This is a genomic window from Parendozoicomonas callyspongiae (assembly GCF_023502345.1).
Taxonomy (GTDB): Bacteria; Pseudomonadota; Gammaproteobacteria; order Pseudomonadales; family Endozoicomonadaceae; genus Sansalvadorimonas; species Sansalvadorimonas callyspongiae.
Window position 1 is genome coordinate 31,307 of record NZ_JAMFLX010000024.1, and the last position, 21,558, is coordinate 52,864.

Annotated in this window: 17 protein-coding genes; 5 read left to right on the forward strand and 12 right to left on the reverse strand. The window is 48.0% G+C overall.

All coding sequences use genetic code 11. From position 1 onward, the window contains the following. Position 1: 1 nt before the first annotated feature. Entirely contained in the window at positions 2 to 190 is a 189-nt protein-coding gene (locus M3P05_RS15770) for a hypothetical protein (RefSeq protein WP_249700977.1), read from the reverse strand. Between the two features lie 364 nt (positions 191 to 554). Between M3P05_RS15770 and M3P05_RS15775 the strand changes: the two genes are divergently transcribed. Beyond that, positions 555 to 2,591: a death domain-containing protein gene (locus M3P05_RS15775; RefSeq protein WP_249700978.1), complete on the forward strand. Its 2,037-nt coding sequence runs from the start codon at positions 555 to 557 to the stop codon at positions 2,589 to 2,591. Between the two features lie 148 nt (positions 2,592 to 2,739). On the opposite strand, the gene M3P05_RS15780 is transcribed toward M3P05_RS15775, so the two are convergent. Beyond that, a complete protein-coding gene (locus M3P05_RS15780) occupies positions 2,740 to 4,521 on the reverse strand; it encodes a M12 family metallo-peptidase (protein WP_249700979.1) in 1,782 nt (593 codons plus the stop codon). 432 nt (positions 4,522 to 4,953) lie between these two features. Here M3P05_RS15780 and rrtA point away from each other — a divergent pair, with 432 nt between their 5' ends. Together rrtA and M3P05_RS15790 are read left to right on the forward strand one after the other, a co-directional pair. Continuing rightward, positions 4,954 to 5,571 (forward strand): rhombosortase, encoded by a 618-nt coding sequence (gene rrtA, locus M3P05_RS15785; protein ID WP_249700980.1) that lies wholly within the window; start codon positions 4,954 to 4,956, stop codon positions 5,569 to 5,571. Positions 5,572 to 5,649: 78 nt separating this feature from the next. Next, a complete protein-coding gene (locus tag M3P05_RS15790; RefSeq protein WP_249700982.1) occupies positions 5,650 to 6,189 on the forward strand; it encodes a hypothetical protein in 540 nt (179 codons plus the stop codon). A 241-nt stretch (positions 6,190 to 6,430) separates the two neighbouring features. On the opposite strand, the gene M3P05_RS15795 is transcribed toward M3P05_RS15790, so the two are convergent. Then, complete coding sequence (locus tag M3P05_RS15795) at positions 6,431 to 8,470, reverse strand: alpha/beta hydrolase (RefSeq protein WP_249700983.1); 2,040 nt, start codon at positions 8,468 to 8,470, stop codon at positions 6,431 to 6,433. Between the two features lie 294 nt (positions 8,471 to 8,764). Between M3P05_RS15795 and rssA the strand changes: the two genes are divergently transcribed. Continuing rightward, positions 8,765 to 9,676: a patatin-like phospholipase RssA gene (gene rssA / locus M3P05_RS15800; RefSeq protein ID WP_249700984.1), complete on the forward strand. Its 912-nt coding sequence runs from the start codon at positions 8,765 to 8,767 to the stop codon at positions 9,674 to 9,676. Between the two features lie 62 nt (positions 9,677 to 9,738). On the opposite strand, the gene M3P05_RS15805 is transcribed toward rssA, so the two are convergent. Next, positions 9,739 to 9,936, reverse strand: a complete 198-nt coding sequence (locus tag M3P05_RS15805; protein WP_249700985.1) for a hypothetical protein — start codon at positions 9,934 to 9,936, stop codon at positions 9,739 to 9,741. 195 nt (positions 9,937 to 10,131) lie between these two features. On the opposite strand from M3P05_RS15805, the gene M3P05_RS15810 reads away from it, so the two are divergent. Continuing rightward, positions 10,132 to 10,539: a YbaN family protein gene (locus tag M3P05_RS15810; RefSeq protein WP_249700986.1), complete on the forward strand. Its 408-nt coding sequence runs from the start codon at positions 10,132 to 10,134 to the stop codon at positions 10,537 to 10,539. A 1,044-nt stretch (positions 10,540 to 11,583) separates the two neighbouring features. Here M3P05_RS15810 and M3P05_RS15815 read toward each other — a convergent pair. The 8 genes from M3P05_RS15815 to M3P05_RS15850 form a co-directional block, all read right to left on the reverse strand. After that, positions 11,584 to 12,435 carry an SDR family oxidoreductase gene (locus M3P05_RS15815; protein ID WP_249700988.1) on the reverse strand — a complete coding sequence of 284 codons (852 nt, stop codon included), beginning with the start codon at positions 12,433 to 12,435 and terminating at the stop codon, positions 11,584 to 11,586. Positions 12,436 to 12,501: 66 nt separating this feature from the next. Next, positions 12,502 to 13,086 (reverse strand): TetR/AcrR family transcriptional regulator, encoded by a 585-nt coding sequence (locus M3P05_RS15820; protein ID WP_249700989.1) that lies wholly within the window; start codon positions 13,084 to 13,086, stop codon positions 12,502 to 12,504. Between the two features lie 6 nt (positions 13,087 to 13,092). Further along, positions 13,093 to 15,060, reverse strand: coding sequence for an acetyl/propionyl/methylcrotonyl-CoA carboxylase subunit alpha (locus M3P05_RS15825; RefSeq protein ID WP_249700991.1), 1,968 nt, complete (start codon positions 15,058 to 15,060; stop codon positions 13,093 to 13,095). Then, the gene (locus M3P05_RS15830; protein WP_249700992.1) at positions 15,057 to 15,884 is read right to left on the reverse strand and encodes an enoyl-CoA hydratase/isomerase family protein; all 828 of its coding nucleotides are present in this window, start codon (positions 15,882 to 15,884) and stop codon (positions 15,057 to 15,059) included. Before M3P05_RS15830 ends, M3P05_RS15825 begins: the two co-directional genes overlap by 4 nt. Before the next feature lie 15 nt (positions 15,885 to 15,899). Beyond that, positions 15,900 to 17,057, reverse strand: a complete 1,158-nt coding sequence (locus tag M3P05_RS15835) for an acyl-CoA dehydrogenase family protein (protein ID WP_249700993.1) — start codon at positions 17,055 to 17,057, stop codon at positions 15,900 to 15,902. A 45-nt stretch (positions 17,058 to 17,102) separates the two neighbouring features. Further along, entirely contained in the window at positions 17,103 to 18,710 is a 1,608-nt protein-coding gene (locus M3P05_RS15840) for an acyl-CoA carboxylase subunit beta (protein ID WP_249700994.1), read from the reverse strand. Between the two features lie 3 nt (positions 18,711 to 18,713). Continuing rightward, the gene (locus tag M3P05_RS15845) at positions 18,714 to 19,619 is read right to left on the reverse strand and encodes an SDR family oxidoreductase (protein WP_249700996.1); all 906 of its coding nucleotides are present in this window, start codon (positions 19,617 to 19,619) and stop codon (positions 18,714 to 18,716) included. A gap of 49 nt (positions 19,620 to 19,668) precedes the next feature. Continuing rightward, the gene (locus tag M3P05_RS15850; protein ID WP_249700997.1) at positions 19,669 to 21,492 is read right to left on the reverse strand and encodes an acyclic terpene utilization AtuA family protein; all 1,824 of its coding nucleotides are present in this window, start codon (positions 21,490 to 21,492) and stop codon (positions 19,669 to 19,671) included. Positions 21,493 to 21,558 lie beyond the last annotated feature (66 nt).

Below are 21,558 nucleotides of genomic sequence, written 5' to 3' on the forward strand. Positions count from 1 at the left end.
TCTAATACTTACGGGCAATCACCGAGTAGGTATGCCACTGCTTTTGAACACCAAGGGCGGTTGTACCCTCCTCATCTCTCTCCCTGAATCGAATGATTTCAAACTGGTCAAAGAGGTTGGCCACCTGATCCCGGGCCATTGGATTAGTCGTATGAATTGATTTTTGAGCCCAGGAATCATTCAGCCCCATAAAATCACCACAGAAAACACCACCTGACTCCAAAACCTCGCAGACCTTTAACCAGATGTCTGAGAAATCTTCAGGCTCACAGAAAAACAGGCTGGCATTGGCAATAACTAAACCCGCTTTGGGTCCTGTCTAGTTTCAAAATTACGGACTTGAGAAATACAAACTCAAAATAGCAACTTTTTTTAACTAGGAAAATATTTTTATTGAGTTAATAAAGGATGGGTTTGCATTTTTGACTTATTGAATTTTATAACTACCAAGCCATTTATTCTTTTTGCTACTAGCAATTTGATAATAAATATCTAAAACAGTTCATGTTAAATAAAACCACGAAATTAAATTTAATTGACTGGAGTTAAATAATATGTGCAAACCTGATTTTTTTTTAAGTAAAGGTACTTTGAATTGGATTTTACTGCTGTTCTTCATTCACATATCTATCGTCACTTATGCAGTTACAATCGAATTGGATAACGGGGTGATACTGAGCATTCCTCTTCCAAAAGAGAAAACACTTGATAAATACTCGTTTAGTAATACGTCTTTAGAACCAGATGGAACTAAACAAAATTTTTACCTCCATACCCATGATTCACTAGGCTATATGCAACTTATACCTGGGAAAAGACAAGCCCCAGGCTGGGGAACCCTTTATATCAGCATTGCTTCTGTTCAGAAACCAAGTGATACGGCTCATGCTCCAAAAACAATTGGAGTTAAGTTTGCAGAACGTAGAAAAATTCCATATGACCCCCCTGTTATGGCTTCAACTGAGGTGACTCTAACCCAGATTATGGGCGATCGTATAGTTGGGGTGCCAAGGGACTGTGGGCCGGGAGAGATCTGTACATTCCTGGAGCAGACAGACAAATCTCCATCTTTGCAGATACAAAATGGCCAAGTTTTTTCAATAATGATCCCGTCAGTCTACTACGAAGATATCAATTTTCAGCAACCAACTCTGATCGTCAATGGGAAAGAATATCAGATGAATCATGAAGCTCTCCCCGATTCACTGCCAGATGCTAATACAGTCATCATCATGTATTTTGTCCCGGATAAGGGTAAGGATGAGGGTGAGGATGAGGATGAGGATGTACCAGTGGAACTTCATATTCATATGACAACTCCATTACCAAAGGCTGCTGAAACCATTACTGATAGTCGGGAACTTACGACAGCTGACATACAGGATCTAGCTGATCGATTACATATTGGTGATATTGCAGTTCTGATTCGTACAACTGCGTGGCTGGATGAGGCAGCTATAAGTACCATTAAAAATCAGTACCCAACAAACCTGTATGAAGCTGGATTCCAACTCCTCAGTAGAGTGCTTGATAAGTTGGGCAGCAGCTTAACTCTAGAAGTCATGGCCAAAGGACTTGAAAAGATAGATCACCGGAATATTGCGAAAAAATTACGTTCTGGTGAGCTAAAACTCAGCTCTGAAGATGAGGAGTTCCAAAAGGAAATGACTTCTGTAGGGGATTGGCTGGATTCACATGCCGAGGCCCTGGCAGCCAGAATGGGTATGTCTGAAAAAGCCATAAATGATATAAAGCAGGATACAAAGCAGCCTGGGTATAGGCTTTTGTATCTGGCCCATGAGGCAGACAAGCTCTCGGGTGTTTATGAAGCTTGTAATAACATGAATCTTATTGCTTTAAGAGGCCAAGTAGAAGGGGGAGAATTCCCTCTTCTAGCCATTCAGCTGGCAAAGCAAGCAACCCCAAGAGATGTTAGTAAACCTAAACTTCGTCCGGTTTCTTTAGATGGGCTTAATGCAGACTTGCTTAGAGTTAAGGTCGACAAATTCAGAGCTAACAGGGTTGCAAGCAGAATTATCAGCAAGGAGGAACGAGAGGGGTTTGGCAAGAAGATTCAGACGACAATGGGTGACAATGACACTGTCAATCAGCACTCCTGGGAAAGTTTAACCGGGTACAGAACCCAAATAAGTAGTTACCACTCAGACAAATGGGGCAAAGGTCTTACCTACGGGAAGTTTATAGAGATTCTGAACAAAACAGAAACCTTGCAGGGAGTATCTCTGGCGCAATATATCGCAGAGCAAATAAGGAATGGCGACGTTGAGAAGAGTCTGGAGTCTGAAGATTATGTACACCTTGCAAAACTTTGCAAAGATTCTGATTATGGGCGGTGTCTACTTATCTTGAATCGCATGAAAGTGGAGGATGAACTTGGTATTTTGCGTGCAGACTTAATTCATAGCTTCGGTATCAAATGCAATCAGGGCTCGAATAGCGGCTGTACTAATAAAAAATTATCATCAGGAGTATTAGTGCGAAAATGTGACGACATGCTGAATTTAGAGGACGAAATGGCAAGGATGAAAGTATCTGGCGTAGCCAAGTTTCCTAGCACTGCTAAACATTAACAATCGTGTTGGCCTCCACTGAAGTGATTCCGCTGCAGATTCAGCAGCGGAATCTAACTTAATTCAGGCACACGGTAAGAGAAAGCTCATCTCGGAAACCTGCCGCTCATCATGTGGCACCACACCAGAACCGGCCAAACAGTTTCAATCAGTTAAATTTGGGGAGTAGAGTACGTTTTCTGTGTACCATTATGGCTAAAACTATCACTAGCAGACTTAACGGGTCATGGGCACCGCCACCGCTACCACCGGCGTTATCCCCGCCACCGGCGTTATCCCCGCCACCGGCGTTATCCCCGCCACCGGCGTTATCCCCGCCACCGGCGTTATCCCCGCCACCGGCGTTATCGCCGCCACCGGCGTTATCCCCACCACCGGCGTTATCGCCGCCACCGGCGTTATCACCGCCACCGGCATTATCGCCGCCTCCTGAGTTAGATCCAGAACCCGTTTCAGTAGTAGCAGCTTTGCTAATATTTGTAGTCAAGTTGTTATTTGAGGAGACTAAATCCACTTTATTGCTATTTGTAGCAACAATGGCCTTTTGAGTGATATGTATCGAATCTGGGGCACTCTCTAGAATAGAAGCTTCAACTTCCAGCTGATTGTTTTCTGCCGGGTTGTCAAGGCTGCACGTGTAAGCAGAACCATTACTGTCCACCTGGCATTCCTGACCAGCAAGCCTGACTGCTCTTATAGAACCTGCTTTTTGATCTACGCTCCCTTTGACTTCTATTTTTTCCAGTGCTTTGTAACCACTTTGAACGGCCAGGTTATATCTGAGAGTAAACAGCTCACCCGGAGAAGCTTCTTGAATATTCCCCTTAACCACTTCCAGTTTGGCATCTACAGGAAAGTTGAGACAAACATCCAGAGTATTACTTCGTATGGATTTAATGTAGTCTTTGAAATAATTTATTGAACAATCCGAAAAGGTATTTGCATTAGTATTTAGAGTGGTACCCATAAGATAGTCGCCAGGATCACAGTTATTGAGCTCTTTCAAATCATGGGCTGAGCCCATATTGTGGCCAATTTCATGAGCCATAATAAGCGAAGTGACAGCAATCTCCGGGTTATTATAATCGGTCTTGAGTGAAGTTATGCCAACAGCTGACCGCCAGCCACAAGTGCTACTCTGCGAGGCAATCCCTGCCACTGATGAATTAAAACTTCGTCCTGTTAGCAAGTGCATGATTGAGTAGGCATTTTTCTCAAATGCCAGCTTGCCCTTTCTTTTTTCTCTCAGATCATTGTAAAGCGCATTAGCGTCTTTTGTTGTGTCAAATACTACTTCATTCAATAATTCAACATGGACTGTCTTGAAAGCTATTTTCACGGCTTGTCGGAAATATTCCTGAACATAATTGACCAGGATCTGAATCTGCTCCCTTGGGTTGTTTCCAGAATTAGCAATTGCCTGCTGGAAATGTAGGTCTGCAACAATCTCCAGCTGAGGTAAAAAGCATATACCATTTACTGTTGTTTCACATAGCTTGTCATAATCCAGTGCTTTAGCCTGTAGATTTATACTATGCGTGGTATCAAATCTGTTTGATTCGGAGGCTTGGAGTAATGCAGATATATTTTTATCGGAATGGGTGTCCTGACCAACCACGCCGCATAAGTTTTCACCAAGGTCGGCTACCAACTCTGTTTCAACCACTGCATTTGAAGCAGCCTGCATCATTCTGGTATCTGAATCATCTGCTTTCTTTGATAATGTCTCAGAATTCCCGGCAAGGGGTTGGTTTATAGTGTAAAACTCGTTGGCGAATGAAATAACACCTTGCCAGCGCTTATTTAGCAGAGAAACTGAAACCCAGCTGTCAGTCTCTCCTCTGATCTTGCCGCGATAGTGGAGCGATTTGGTTGTTTCTCCCGGCTGGTTGAAAATAAGATTCTGTTCAGCCTCCTCAAGTTCAAGCACATAGGGGTACCCCTGAATCAAGACTTCCAGCGTTTTTTCGGCGTACGCCTGAGAACTGACGATAAATGCGAGTGTCAGGATACAATGCTTTATCAATACGGAGACACTGAAATGGTTGAGGTATCGCCTCTCTTCCTGCTTACTCGCAGTCAGGAGTGAGGGTCTCTTGGATAACGTCATCAGTTAATCATACTTCCATTGATATTTATTGTTACCATAAGGAAAATGATGTTTCCTTATCATGGTTGTTTGAGCGGTCATGATACTGTTTGCAGATCAATAACTTAACCTGCAGGCAAACAGCGTCAGACAACAGGAAATCAAGATTAAAATATAAAGCCGTAGACGTATATGTATTTTACTAATCATTACTTATCGAAGCATTTACGATGGCCAGTAACTGTTTGTCTTGTAACACTCGTTGTGATGCAGTTGGCACCAACAGATTGGCAGGATGCTCTGGCCTATACACGGAGTGGATTGGTTAGTGGAGACTGGTGGCGACTATTGTCTGGCCATTGGATTCATTTATCCTGGTATCACCTGTTAATGAATGGATTGGTGCTTATTGCTTTTTACGTTCTTTATGGCGAGCGACAAAAAATATCTCTCTGCATGCTATTTTTTTTATCGATTACAATATCCGGGGGGCTTTGGTTGAAAAGTCCAGGAATAGAAAGATATGTAGGTTTTTCCGGCGTTTTAACAGGTCTTATCCTCATCGGGGCAATAAATACGTTTTCTGACGACCGACTGATTAATACTGGTATCGTATTGGTTATTCTCGGAAAGATAGCCATAGAGCAGTGGCAGCCACATGATGTAATAACTTCCGCACTCACTGACATTCCCACGGTTGTGGATGCCCACCTGTATGGAGCACTTGCAGGAATTTTGTACTGTATACTTCTACTACTAAAGTCGCATTTGATGATAAGTCGTGGGTTTTGGGGCCGCTTACGTTTTATTGATGTCAAAGAAGAGCAAGAAATGCTGACTTTGACTGACAAAGACATTATAAATTTGAGAGTCAACCAACAACGAAGCTAACAAGCTCATCATGTTCGTCGCTTCGCTCCTGGGACGCCTACGGTGTCCCATATGCGGGTGTTAGCTACAAGGGTAATTATGAAATACTTTATACTATTAGCATTGACATTTTTTACATCACAACTTTATGCAACTTCATTTGCGCCCCCTCCAAAAGAGCGAATTTATTCGGAAAATGGGAAATATTTTGCTCTTGTTGATCCAAGCTCAAAACGTATCAGTGTCCATGAAGAAAATGATCCAAATACAGAGCGTTGGTTCTTTGGTTGGAAAATTTGGCATGATACTTGGGCAGTTGCTAACTCGGGAAATACTGTCGTTTGGGTTGCTTGGAAATATTTAACTGAGGACGACATTGATCGTCCTTGTATTGCTGTTTTTGATTTCAGCGGTGTTAAGCAATTTTATAGATGCGGAGAGCTGACCAAACCGCGCAAATTTGAAGCCAATGAAATTGGCCCCATCGGAGGCTTTTGGCGAATCTGGTTTGAGTCAATTGAAAAGAAAGATAACTCAATTGTAATTGAAACTTCAGAAGGTAATATTGTTGAAGTTTCTCTTGAGAGTGGTGAACTGTCCGAAATAGAAAAAGCTAAATTTAAACAGGGTTTGCAATGATTAACAGGATGACGAAAACGGTCAGACCGCTGGATTGAAAATCAGGTTAAAAAAACAGCAGAACATGCTTTGGCCTTTTTGAGGACAATCCAGCGCGGATCTCATCGTAGAGGGGATGCGGGAGTTTCCCACAGAAGACTCCGAATACATTAGCGCAAACCAATCCCGTCATTGCGATAATCATTGCAACAATGGGGCGGACTACACATTTTTCTGGAGAGAAAGCAAAGGTCCTGAAGATTTATAGTGGTGAAGGAGGTGGAATATCACTCTGGAAAATAGTAATCATCTCCCTCTGAACAGCACTGTTGTCAAGAATATTATCATGATGAATGCGGCGTCCTCCCCGGTAGAGATGTATACCGCCGCTGTAGTTCATCTTGAAAGTATCTTTGATTTTCTCACTATGGTGAATTGGAATTGTTCTGTCTCTTTCCCCATGAAAAAGATATACGGGTGAAGAAACACCATGGCCCAGTGTTTCTGCATTGTTCATGTGATAAGACATAAAAAAGCGGGGAAGAGATATACCCTGCCAGTCATTACTGATGTCTCTTAGTTCTGCAAATGGAGCCAGCAGGATCAGCCGGCTTACATTACTTCTGTTGGCTGCTACATGACTTGCTGGCCCGCTGCCCAGTGAGTAACCCATCACTGTAATATCACTGTAGTTAGCGGCGACGGTATCAAAGGCTGACAAGGCATCCTGTAGAAACTGATCTGTTGATGTGATCTTTAATGGGTTGTTATAAGCGCGATATTCAGGGAAGAAAACATCCACACCATTATCATCAATATACTGGCTAAGCAGGGTCGAAGGATTGATATCATCTGCCTTGGCAATATTTCCAAATCCGGCCATCTGGGCTGCCAGAGTGTTGTTAGTGTGATAAACGATAATCAAAGACTTTTGAGTATTCTGATTTGATGATTCCATCAGGTAACCGGTTAGCTCATTACCATCACTTAGCTCTACAACAACTGGCTTTGCTCTTTCCGGAACTCTTATATTTCTCCACTTCTTATAGCTTCCTGGAAAAATTGTCCGTCTCTCAAAGTGTTCCCCTTCATAGGAACCCCAATACCAGCCAACCTTACGAAGCAGATAAAACAGGCCGACTCGTGACAGGTTGTAGGGAAGGGATGACCAGCCAGGAAGTAAAGGGGGAGCTATATGGTGGCGCAGTTCCCGCAGGTGACTGTCCCACTCCAGCCCTGACTGGAGAACCATTTGCGGCATAACATGATGCTGGGAAACAAGGAGACTGCTTCTTCCCGGTGTCAGCCACAGGTTGAAGTGCCCGGGGCCGGAGAAAACGGTTAAACCGGGAATATGATACTTGTTAAGGGACAGACTCTGTGAGTCAAGTTGCAGCTGATGGCCGAAGTCAGGCCTTAGTTTCTCAAGAATAACAGGAGCAAGGGGATCGGATACTCTCTTGGGGATTGCATCGATAACTGGAAATGGTTTTCCGAGCGCTTCTGTCCACCATGCGTAATGTTTTTCTGTCTCTATTCGAACCTGATCAAGCGGTCCCCACTCTTCATCCTTTAGCCATGAAATCCAAAGGCTTGGCTTCCCATCGTAAGATACTGGGAAGATTCTCAGCCCGGATATGTTCTGCCTGCTCATCTTTTGAGCAAGCTCAACCAGGGCATCGGTTGCATCATGTCTTTGTTGCAACTGACTGATGTTGTTCTGCCATTCAATTGTGATTCGGTGTGTGAATGGTATGTGCTCAAGATTACGCTCAAGAAAAATAGAAAAACCGGATGGGAAGCTGTCAGTCTCAATGGGACATTTGTCCATGGTCTGCCATTTCTGATACTCCCGCTCAAATTCGGGTCTGAGAGTATTGAATACTGTTCTGGCAATCTCCAGACGACGTAGCCAGGGAGTCAGTTCACCGAGCCAGTAAGGACCTCTCAGTAATGTCATCCCAAGATCAATACCATTGGGTAAAGCGTTTTTGAGAGCATTTGATAACGACTCCTGCCCTAGTGCCTGTCCCCATATCAGGTTCATAATGGGAATTGCTATACCACCGGCAGCAGGGTGCTGGATACAGCGGGTCAGGTGCTTGTAGACAAAACCCATTGCCCAGCTGCTGGCCAAAATGATGGCACCGGGTGCAGCAATTTCCAGCAGAGCTTTTTCTGCCATTCTGGCAGTCTGATGCTCCGGGCTTATCTGCAGATATCCAGAGTGGCGTAAAATGGCAGGTGCCCGGTACATAAGTTCGATACCGTTTGGATATTCTTCTGCTTTTGAGTAGGGCACTGCAATGAACGCCAGCATACAGAGCTTTGAGAGAAAGAAAAAAATATGCGCCAGCAGTCTGTAAATCAAAACGCATCGCCTTCATAAAATAATATGGGCAATTTCATTATAAGAGACTGATAGGGTATGACTCAGTCGTCTATGGCCATTTAAGTTTGATAAGAAAATGATCTGTGAAATTAGTGTGCGACTATTGTTTTTTCCAGTTCTATTCAAGGATGCAGTCTTAAAAAAGGGATATTTTCGACAAATGAGAAGAATTAACCAGCAACCCAAAACTGGAGGGGTGGGCAAGTGATCAATGGCTTATCAATAGGTTTGGCTCTTGGATCAGGTTCTGCCAGAGGGTGGGCTCATATTGGAGTTATCAAGGCCCTGAAGGAGATGGGGGTAGAGGCTGATGTGGTTGCAGGCTGCTCTGTTGGCTCTCTGGTTGGTGCTGCGGGGGCCTGTGGGTTTATTGATGAGTTTGAAGACTGGGTTCTGTCCCTGAAAAACTGGCGTGAAGTCTGGGGGCTGGTGGATGTCGGACTATCCGGTGGCCTGGTACGCGGAGAAAAGCTTCTCAACTTTTTCCGTGATAGCGGTGTGAATATGAATATTGAAGATATGCCCTGCGCTTACGGAGCCATAGCCACTGATCTCGCCACTGGTCAGGAACGCTGGCTGCGAACAGGCCCTGTGCTTGATGCAATAAGGGCGTCGTGTACTTTCCCAGGACTGTTCCAGCCAGTAGAAACAGACGGGCATTGGCTGCTTGATGGTGGCCTGGTTAATCCTGTTCCTGTTTCACTGTGCAGGGCTCTAGGTGCTGATATCGTTATTGCCGTTGACCTCAATACCCAGATAGTAAACCGACACGTAGGCCGGGCTGAACAGCGTGAACACTTATCCAGTTCTGACAGCAGAGAAAAGGCTGAAGAGTCCAAAGCTATCGCGCGCATCAAGTCCTGGTTTGCCGGCCCTCATCACAGAGATGAGGCTCCAGGGATTTTTGATGTGATGGCAGCCTCTATCAATATTATGCAGGATCGCATTACCCGTAGCCGTATGGCCGGTGATCCGCCGGATCTGCAGCTTTCGCCAAGACTAATGGATATTGGTATGGTGGATTTTGACCGGGCGGGGGACGCAATCAGGGAAGGGTATGCCGTGGTAAACAGTGCACGCTCAAGAATTATTGATATCTGTGGTTTACCGTCGTGATTGAAAGATAGCGACTTTTGAGCCGGGCTGTCTGTTCCTGACAGATGATATAGAGAGCCCGGTCAATTTGAAGAACTGCGAACCTTCATTGGATCACGTATCTTGCTGAGAAGCTTTTCCAGTTGAAGGATCTGGTTTTCCAGCTTGTGAGGTAATGGCTGAGAGGTAGCGCCTTTACTATCTCGACTAACTCGTTGAGAGTCTCTGCTGCTGATCTGGCCTCCTGCCGGTGCAGGTTTCTCTTCTTTGTTGGCAGACATATTAAACCCGAGTGAAATGCTGCAGTATTGCGAAGAAATATTAGTATTAATACTGTAGCTGTGTAAATAAATTTGGTCTTATCTTGGTTTTTATTTCCTACAGTTTTAAATGTTTTGTACCAAATGGGTTCTTGGTATTAAAAAAGAAGGCGAGCGCCGGTAGGATGTATAGCTATAGTCTTTTTCGAACAAACTATGCGTAAACAACTCGCTCATCTGTTACTGATTCTTTGTGGTTGGCTTGCCGTGGCTCTCGGTATTATTGGGATTTTTCTTCCTATTCTGCCGACAACACCGTTCCTTCTTCTTGCCGGGTTCTGTTTTGTCAGATCTTCTCCGCGCTTTCATACCTGGCTGGTCAACCATCGCCATTTAGGTTCTATAGTGAAGAGCTTTCAGGTCGACCAGGGTATCCCCCGAAAAATAAGGCAACGGGCAGTTATCACTATGTGGGCAAGTCTTGGATTATCGGCATTTCTGGTTGGGAAATGGTGGGTTGCCCTGGTATTGGCAGTAACAGGTACATGCGTCACAATTTACCTTTACCGATTTCCTGTCATGGAAGACACGACGCTGGATTCAAATACTAACTCAACGGACTGAACCGATTTTACTCAGCAGGGGCCATATTCAGCTGCCAAGGCTGCGTGCCGGATTTTGATAGATACCTGCTGTACAAACTATCTGTTTCCCCATGTCCATGCTGGTTGATCAGGCTGGCACGGGTGCTGCCCAAGCCTTTGGTCAGTGCAATTATCAGAAAAATGATGGCTGATGAGTATTGATGAGAGCTGGATAACGCATTTTGGCAGGATTTTTCTATACTGGCCCGTTTCGGTACGAGCGTGGCAAAAACTATGGGCAGACTTTACCGGCAGATCAGCTGGATTTTCTTGACAGGCTGGCTGGCTGCGACGGTATCTGCCGATGCGAATTATGAATGGGGCCCGGCTGGGACCGAATATGAGTTATCTTACCAGTTTGATGATATCCCCCCCAGGGAGGACATACTTTCCGGGATTCGCAGCCTGACCAGAAGCCTGGTTGAGAGACATGAAAATGACTCGGATTTTGCAGCTGTCTCTTCTTTGGCGACCATGCTGGCAATCAACCTGGTAGATGGCCTTTTGCTGAAGGGGCCAATCGTTAGCCATTTCAGTACCCTTCTCCAGAAAGAAGCACATTACTGGAAAACAGGCGCAGCCGCTGGCTTATACAGTGGTTTAGCTATGACAATGTCCTATTTGATGCTGCGCCAGTTAAAAGCTATCGATGACATGAGCTATCAGGAGAATATGCGGTTTGTCCTTGAAGCTCTTGGTACTGGTCATGTGGCAGGAACAGTGATCTGGTTGGTTTCGCGTTCAGTCTGGGGGGAGTTGCGAGGGTTAAACGTGTGGCGTGCCGTTAAACACCTGGCATTTATACGCTCTGGATATACTGACATGGAAATTGATGCTTATAACAGTGCCATACATTACTTCCTGGGAAGTGTGGCTGGAATGTTAATTCACTATGTCACGAGAAGTGTGATCAAGGGGACTAGCCTGAGAGTTGAGCGGATGGATATGGAAGATGAACTGGCCAGGATGCAATTGATCCTGGCCAGAATGGATGAGGAGGATGTTGAGCTGATAGATGGTGACTTTAATCCAGAAATAGGTCTGGAAACTGATTATCAGCCTGCTCAGGATCCACTGCATACTGAAGAAAATCTTCAAAGCCCCGTTCTCGAAGCAGATCCTCATCTATCAGGGTCTGACCTGTCAGGGCCTGATTGGCGGTAACAAAAATCTCCCGTGCAGCATCAGCCATAACTGCAGGAGTTCGGCTGCGGGCATCAAGGGTGTTATCACCGACCTGGGTCAGAGCTGCTGTTGAAATGGTTGTTTTTGGCCAGAGAGAATTCACTGCAATACCATAGCGCTTGAATTCGGCGGCCATGCCCAAGGTAAGAATTGTCATCCCATATTTGCTGAGTGTGTAGGCGGCATAGGGTTTCAGCCATTTTTCAGCAAGGTTCAGGGGAGGGGACAGGTTGAGAATATGTCCGCCAGCTTCGGATTTCTTCAGGAAAGGCAATGCCGCCTGAGAGCAGACAAACACGGCTCTTGCGTTTATCTGGTTCATCAGATCATATTTTTTTACCGGCGTATGTTCGACAGGTGTGAGGCTAATAGCACCAGCGTTATTCACCAATACATCAATTCCGCCAAAGTGTTCGGCTGCCTGCTGCATGGCTTTCTGTACCTGCTCGGCATCACGCACATCCAGCTTGATGGCCAGAGCCCGGCCTCCAGCTTCAGCAACTTCTTCAGCCACGGTATAGATTGTTCCCGGTAGCTTGGGATGCGGGGCATCAGACTTGGCGGCAATAACAATATTGGCCCCTTCCCGTGCGCAACGAAGGGCTATTTCCCGGCCAATACCCCGGCTGGCACCAGTGATAAAAATGGTGCGTTTATTCAGGGAGATTTCCTGTTTTTGTGATGTGTTCATAACTGCTCTGCTCTTCTATTTATCGTTGTTCTGGTTTTTATGAAGCGGTTGTTTCCTGATTTAGGCTCAGTCTGTAATCAGCCGCATGGCCTGTTCAGTCAAATCATCCAGGTTGAAATCCCCACCCTCCTGATACCAGTGGGTTGTCCAGTATAAAGCCCCATGAAGAAAACGCCGCAACACCAGTGGGTCGACATCTGCCCGCAAATCGTTCTGGGCATTCTTCAATTCATTCTGCCAGAGGCGCTCATAAGCATGGCGTTTCTCCAGCAGGGCCTTCTGACTCTCGTCAGACAATGCCCGCCACTCAAAAACCAGTACGGTCAGGGCGTTGCCCTGCTGGCCAAGAATAGCGTTAAGCTCACAGCGGATCATGGCGCGCAGGCGGTCTTGCGGGTTGGAAATCCCCTTAAGCGCATGTTCCATTTGAACCAGCAATCTTTCTACACACTCGCTCATCACTGCCCGCAAGATGTCATCCTTGTTGCGGAAGTGATGAAAAATACTGCCCGAGAGAATTCCGACCTCCTGAGCAATATCCCGAACAGTTGTACGCTCATAGCCTTTGGTGCGAAACAGACGCGCCGCAGCGGTAAGCAAGCGACCTTTTGCGCTTTCCGGATCTGCCAGTTTTGCTGTTTTCTCTGTCATATCTTCCTAGGCTGCTTCTTCACTGCTTACAGTCGCCAGCAGCTGCCGTCCTTTAACCTGCTCACCGGATGCCACGGAAATATCCCTTAGCACGCCATCACATCCGGCTTTCAGCGGGTGCTCCATTTTCATTGCTTCCAGAACCAGAATGGTCTGGCCACGGGTGACGTTCTCCCCTTTGGAAACCAGCACATCGACAATCAAACCATCCATACTGGCACGAATTTCACCTGAACCTGCTCCTTCACTGGCTCTGGCGGGGGACAGGGTATGATCCTGAAAAACGTGGCAACTGTCGCCTGTGTCTAGCCACAAATCGTTTCCACTGCATGAAAAGCGAACAGTTTGGCGGATACCATTAAGACTGCACAGACAGCTGTTATTATCCCGCTGATGGATAGCGATCTGAGCGGTTCCCTCCCCTTCGATAACCTGCCACTCATCTTCGGCTGAGGAGGTCAGAGTCAGCAACTGGCTGGAATCAGAAGTGCTGACTTTGCTTTCAAAGCGGTTTCCACCCGTGCTGCGCCAGGCTGATGTTCTGGTGTTTCTATCCCGCAGCAGGAGCGCAGCCAGTCCGCTCAGTGCCAGATCAGGCTCTTTGGGCTGCAGGGACTGCTCTTCACCATGTTGTTCAATAAAGGCTGTCGTAGCCTCTCCATTGGCAAAGGTGGAGTGCTGAAGAATGGCAGCAAGCCAGGCTTTATTGGAATGCATACCAAGAAGGGTTGTATCTTCAACGGCTTTGATCAGTTTGCGGCGGGCTTCTTCACGGTCCTCCCCCCAGGTAATAATCTTGGCCAGCATCGGGTCATAGTGAGAGGTGACGACCTGTCCGGTCTGGATACCATCATCAATGCGAACGCCATGCCCATGCGCTGGAGCCCACTGCTGAATCAACCCGGTTTGAGGCATAAAGTTCTGGGCAGGGTCTTCAGCGTACAGGCGAACTTCCATGGCATGACCGGTCAGCTGGATTTCATCCTGTGTCATTGGTAGAGGTTTACCCGCAGCAATATCAAGCTGCCAGGCGACCAGATCTGTTCCGGTGATCAGTTCCGTGACAGGATGCTCAACCTGCAGGCGCGTATTCATTTCCAGAAAGTAGAAGCTGCCATCTTTGTCTAGCAGAAACTCAACAGTCCCTGCGCCAACATAATCACAGGTACGGGCTGCCAGAACAGCCGCTTCACCCATCTGTTTACGCAGTTCGCTATTCACCGCGGGTGAGGGTGCCTCCTCAACAACCTTTTGGTGACGGCGCTGGATGGAGCAGTCACGTTCACCCAGATAGACAACCTTTCCATGTGTATCCGCGAAAACCTGAATTTCCACATGGCGTGGTTCCATCAGGGCCCGCTCAAGAATAAGCTCTCCGCTGCCAAAGGCACTGGTCGCTTCGCTGCGGGCGCTTTTCATCTGTTCAGCGAGGTTTGAATCATCAAACACCAGCCGCATACCACGGCCGCCACCGCCAGCTGATGCTTTTATCATCAGTGGAAAACCAATACGTGCCGCTTCCTTAATCAGGGTTTCATCATCCTGTGCATCCCCCTGATAACCTGGAATACAGGGAACGCCAGCCTGTTCCATAGCAATCTTGGATTGTCTTTTACTCCCCATCAGGGCAATGGCAGATACAGGTGGGCCGACCAGAGTAATGCCTGCTTCTTTACAGGCAGCAGCAAAGTCCGGATTTTCTGAAAGAAAGCCGTAACCCGGATGAACTGCATCGGCACCGGTACGCCTGGCAGCATCAATAATCTTTTCAATACAGAGGTAAGATTCCCCAACAGGAGCAGGGCCAATGCAGACAGCCTGATCTGCCATGTTGACATGTGGTGCACCGGCATCCGCTTCACTGTAGACGGCAACTGTCCTGTAACCCATTTCGCCAGCAGTTCGAATAACCCGGCAGGCGATTTCTCCTCGGTTGGCAATTAAAACCTTGGAGAAGTAATTTGATATTGTCATTCTTCTTCCCCTGTTTTGACTTCCGCCCAGGCTGGCAGGCGCTTCTGCACAAAAGCCATGGTGCCTTCGGTTCCTTCCGGCCCCTGGATAGCATTGGAGAAATCACGTGCGGCACTGTCCAGAAGCTCTTTCATGGGCACCTGTCCAACCGAGAGCATCAGCTGCTTGGTTGTGGCATTGGCTCCAGGGGCGCAGCGGTGAACCTTTTCAATGACACTGTCCAGCTCCTGCTCCATCTCTTCCACTGAGTCAAAAACGCTGTGAGTAATCCCCAGTCTCACAGATTCAGCACCGTTGAACTTCTCTCCCAGCAGAGCAAGACGCCGAGCCTGGGTAAGGCCTATGCGCTTGACAACAAATGGGGCAATTTGAGCCGGAGTAATACCAAGGCCGGTTTCTGGCAGGGCAAAGCTGGCATCTTTATGGGTCAGGGCAACATCAGAGATGCAGGCCAGCCCAAATCCTCCACCCATCACCGAACCTTCAAGGGCGCAGACCAGAACCTGAGGTAACTGCTCGGCAGTTTCCAGCAGGTAACCGAAAGTGCGGTTCAGGATATAGAAAGAATCGGTTTCACCTTCGCTGGTTCTGGTGCGGGCAGAGGCCATATCCTTGATATCTCCGCCGGCACAGAAATGACCGCCGGCCCCTCGCAGCACCATAACCCTGATTTCCGGACTGAGCAGAACCGAATCAAAGACAGCCAGCAGCTCCTTTACCATATTCAGGCTCAGCGCATTGCGCACTTTCGGGCGGTTAAAGGTTACAAACAGCGCTGGCCCTTTCTGGGTTAACTCCAGACATTCACATTCAGGAAAAGTCATGCTGAGTACTCCTGATTAGCCGCGCTTGCCGGGTAGTGTTCCCATCATCTTGCAGATAATGCCAAGCATGATTTCATCAGCACCACCGCCAATGGAAGTCAGGCGCATATCCCGGTAAACCCGATTGACGTCGTTCTCCATCATATAACCCATACCTCCCCAGAACTGCAGACAGCTGTCGGTGACTTCTCTGGAGAGTCGACCCGCCTTCAGTTTGGCCATAGAGGCAAGAGTCAGAACATCGCCACCATTTACATAGGTTTCTGTGGCCTGGTAGATCAGAGCACGCAGGGCTTCGACTTCTGTCTGCAGCTCAGCCAGACGGAAGTGAACATATTGATTGTTAATCAGTGGCTGGCCAAAGGTATGGCGCTCTCGGCAGTAGGTAATGGTGTCGTTTATACACTGCTCCAGACCTTTCACGGCCATGGCAGCACCGAACAGGCGCTCTTCCTGAAACTGGATCATCTGCATCATAAAGCCTGCGCCCTCGGCACCGATCCTGTTGCGCTGGGGAACACGGACATCGTCAAAGAACACCTGGGCAGTATCGGAAGAGCGCATGCCCATCTTGTTCAGTTTCTCTGAGAAGCTGATTCCAGGAGTGTCCATGGGGACAACAATCAGTGATTTATTCTTGTGGACCTTATCATCCGAGGTGTTGGCCAACAGGCACATAAAATCGGCCTGGGTTGATGTAGTGATCCACATCTTGGTGCCGTTGATAACATAGTCATCGCCATCTTTCTTGGCGGTGGTCTTCACACTTGCAACATCCGACCCCGCACCCGGTTCAGAAACGCCAATACAGGCCACCTTTTCACCACGAATAGCAGGAGCCAGGAACTCCTCTTTCAGTTCATCACTGCCAAACTTGGCAAGGGCTGGTGTGGCCATATCGGTCTGCACGCCAATGGCCAGCGCTGCTCCACCTGCGCGTGCAGTGCCAAGCTCTTCTGCAAAGGCAACCTGGTAGCTGTAATCCAGTCCCAGGCCACCGAACTTCTCGGGTTTGGCGATACCAAGCAGACCAAGGTCTCCCAGCTTTTTAAACAGTTTATGGGCCGGGAAAATGCCTTCACGCTCCCACTGCTCCGTGAAGGGATTCATTTCGTTATCAATAAAACTGCGGGTGGTACGCTGAAGCTCTTTATGTTCCTGGGTAAATTTCATGGACTATCTCCTGACCCTAATTGTTGTTCTTATTTTGGAAGTGCTTTAGAAACGGTTGACACCAAATGTGCTGCTGTTCAGTCGTCGGCTTTCTGCTATACGACAGATATCCAGCAGATAAGACAGAATTCTGCGTGTATCCTTCGGGTCGATCAGACCGTCATCCAGCATTCGGGCAGTACAGGCCAGGGCAGAGGAGCCTTCAGTCATCTGGGCAACTGTTTTCTGCTCCATGGCATCAATCATTTCGGCTGGAATTTTCTGACCCATTCGTTCGGCCTTGGCTTCAGCGACGATACGAAGAACTTTTCCGGCCTGGGCTGCACCCATAACCGCCGTAGTGCTGTTAGGCCAGGCGAACAGAAAACGTGGATCAAAACCGCGGCCACACATGGCATAGTTTCCGGCTCCATAGGAACCGCCAATAACGATACTGATTCGTGGGACTCGGGCATTGGCAACAGCCTGAATCATCTTGGAGCCATGCTTGATAATACCGTTGCGCTCAACCTCTGTTCCGACCATAAAACCAGTGGTGTTATGCAGGAAGAGAAGGGGGATTCCGCTTTGATCAAGAGTCTGGATAAACTGAGCGGCCTTGGTTGCACCTTCAGGAGTAATCGGGCCGTTATTGCCGATAATGCCGCAGGGTTGACCTTCAATGTGGATATGGCCACAGACGGTCTGTTGGTCATACTCACCTTTAAATTCCAGAAAACGTGAACCGTCGGCAATACGGGCAAGAATTTCCCGTACATCGTAGGGGATCTTTGAGTCGACTGGAATGACGCCTGGTAATTCGGAAGGTGGGTAAAGAGGTTCGTCAAACGACAGTTCTTGTTCACTGTTATGCCAGGGAAGAACTGCCAGAATTTCACGCACAATACGAATCGCGTCGCGATCATCTTCTGCCAGATATTCCCCTGTTCCTGCTGTCTGGCAATGCATTTCTGCACCGCCCAGCTCTTCGTCAGTAGCCACTTCGCCAGTAGCAGCTTTCAGAAGGGGAGGGCCTGCCAGGTACATGGTGGCCTGCCTGCGCACCATGACTGTGTAATCAGAAAGGCCGGGCTGATAAGCACCACCGGCGGTGGCACTGCCATGGACAACTGTAATCTGTGGAATACCGACTGCCGACATACGGGCCTGGTTATAAAAAGCACGGCCACCGGGTGAGAAGGTTTCAACCGCATGGTTCAGATCGGCTCCGCCACTTTGGGACAGGGCCACCATAGGCAGCTTGTTCTCAAGAGCAATCTGCTGTAGACGAAGTCGTTTTTGCAAGCCGATGGGCGTGATGGTTCCGCCCTTGATGGCATAGTTATCCACCATAATGACGCAGCGAACACCGGAGACATAACCGATACCGGCCAGGGAGCTACCACCTGCGGTACTGCCATCTTTGTCGCCATACATCTTGTAACCGGCGAGTGATGAGAGCTCCACAAATGGACGATCAGGGTCGATTAACAGTTCCAGTCGTTCACGGGGAAGAAGCTGTCCTCGCTTGGCGTACTTCTCTTTCTTTGCCCAGGCTTTATCTTCGATCAGTTTCTCAATATCCCGAAAGGTACGGATATGCTGCTCCATAACCTCGCGGTTTTCCTGAAAGCTTTGGCTGTTTGTATTTATTAGTGATTCCAGAACAGGCATAGGTTATTCCCCTTTATCCTTCAGGACTTCAGGGGCTTTTAAAACATCAGGAACAGTTGCCCTGTGAAAACCGTCCCAGGCTTTGCTGTTATCGCTGGCCGGACGAAGAGGCCAGATATTGCTGCCAAGTGGTGCACCTCCATCCACTTTAATCGTGTCACCATTGACGAAAGAGGCTGCATCACTGAGCAGGAAACAGATAACAGCACTGACTTCAGCTTCTGTTGCCAGTCTTCCCAGGGGGACGCTGTTTTTCAGTTTGGGGATCATGGCTTTGACTGCGCCTTCGTAGGTATCCATACCGCTTGATGCTACCCATCCGGGAGCCACCGCATTGACCCGTACTCCACTTGGACCCCACTCGTAAGCAGCGGTTTTGGTCAGGTTATCCATTCCTGCACGGGCTGCACCCGAATGTGCCATTCCCGGCATACCGCCCCAGTTATCAGCAGTAATATTGACCACAGCTCCACCGTATTTATGCATGGAGCGGTTATACACTTCCCGAGCAACCAGAAAACCGCCGGTCAGGTTAGTGGCGACAACGGCCTCAAAACCTTTCTTGTTGATATGTTCCATTGGCGATGGAAACTGTCCACCGGCGTTATTCACCAGTCCATGAATGGGACCAAAGGTGTTATAGATTTCGTTGATCGTGGCTTTAACCGCATCCTCAGCACGGATATCCATGGACCAGGCACTGACCTTGCCTCCATCTTCGGTGATCTCGGTAACGACCTGATCAAGCTTGTCCTGCTTACGACCTACAATCACCACATTAGCACCAAGTGAGGCTAGTTCATGGGCCGTACAGCGCCCGATGCCACTTCCTCCTCCTGTCACAATAATGGTGCGATTCTGAAAGGTATCATCCCGAAATATGGATTTATAAGGCGTTTTCTGTGACATGGGCTACTCCAGAATTATTATTCTTTTATTTGCTAAGTAAGAAATCTGTTCAGCCTAAATCCCTTGCCAGTTCATCAGGAACCGGAATTGGAAATTCCAATAACTGTTGAGCAAAAGCTTTCCCCTGCGGATCAATGCGCAGGCTGGCGACACCGCCTCCGCCCAGGCTGTTTTCCAGCAGGAAGTTAAAACCATGTATGCCCGGCATAATCCAGCGGGTGACTTTGCCAGTGTCCGGGTCAAGAACATGTTTCATCCAGTCTGCAACAGTGTCTTCTGTTAAAGCACTGGTGATAAACGGCAGGTATTCATGCTTGCGGGCGATGACTCCGATATTGGCATGGTTGCCTTTATCTCCAGACCGGGCGACGGCCAGCTTGACAAGAGGAAGAGTGGCTGTGAAATCGCCAGCGGCTTCAGGAATAAACTCCATGGCTGACTGGTCGCCAGGAGGTTCAAAATCCTGGCCCTCTTCGATAGCGATATCTGTTGTGTCGCCGCCAGATTCCACCTGAACTTTCACTTGATCCTTATCCACAAGGCAGGACCAGAGGCGAATCACCGGCCAGACACTTGGGCGTCCGCCAAGAACTCCAGTGATCCCAGGAGCCATTGCCGTTGCCGCCTGGGCAATTTCGCGGGAGAACAAAACAAGGGCCTGCTTGTTGGGGTGGGAAACTGTCAGTTTGACCACAACCTCACGGGTGTCCTGACTTTGTGATTTTTCACCATAAGTGGCTTCACTGCCCAGTATTTCAATGCAATGGTCGCTGTATTCACCCAAACCACGTTCTTCAAACAGGCGACTGGTTTTTGAAAGGATGGCGTTGGCGACGGTTTCACCCTTCTTACGGGCATCGATACCTGCCATTAGAAACGCAGCTGTGCATTTAAAGCCATCCATCCAGGTGGCAGAAACCTTGTATTCTTTTGTAGGAGCAAAACCAACAGCACCGGTTACCCGAACCCTGTCGTCTCCAACCTGCTCAAGGTCAACATGCGAAAAATTACAGACAACATCCGGCAGGTAATAGGCTCTTGGATCACCAATTTCATAAACCAGCTGTTCGCCAACTGTCTGACAGTTAACAGCACCGCCTGTTCCTTCCGGCTTGGTGATTGTGAATGAGCCATCTGCTTCACACTCGGCAATCGGGAAGCCCATATCATCGAAACCGTCTGCAACCGTTTCCCAGTCGGTATAGTTTCCGCCGGTACACTGGGCACCACATTCAATAATATGTCCGGCAAGACTTGCCTGGGCCAGTCGGCAGTAGTCGTTCATGTTCCAGTCAAACTCATAAACCAGTGGGGCAGTGACCAGTGCACTGTCGGCAACCCGACCGGTAATCACGATATCTGCGCCATCATGCAGAGCCTGAACGATAGGGGCAGCTCCAAGGTAGGCATTCATAGTCACTGTGCTTGGGGGAAGTTCCTCGCCAGTGAACATCTCGGTGATACCGGACTTCTTAAGCTCTTTGGCTCTGGGAAGCAGATCATCACCAAGAACAAGTGCAACTTTCAGGTCAAGCCCAGCTTCTTTAATGAGTGCTTCGAGAGCATCCCGGCAAGAGCTGGGATTCACGCCGCCAGCATTACTGATCACTTTAATGTTTTTGCTGGCAATCTCTGAAAGAACCGGCTTCAGAGCATATTTCACAAAGTCAGGTGCATAGCCTGCTGCAGGATCTTTCATCCTGGCACCGGCCATGATCGACATGGTGACTTCAGCCAGGTAGTCAAAAACCAAGTAATCAAGATCGGCTTTTTTAATCAGCTGGTGGGCGGCGGTTTCGGTGTCGCCCCAGAATGCGCTGGCACAACCGATTCGGACTATCTTTGCAGGGTTGGAATGATTGTTGTTATCCACTGCCGGAATCCTATAAATCAGAATTTGCCAAGGAGGTTACCAAGCAAGCGCTTGGTCGACAAGTTT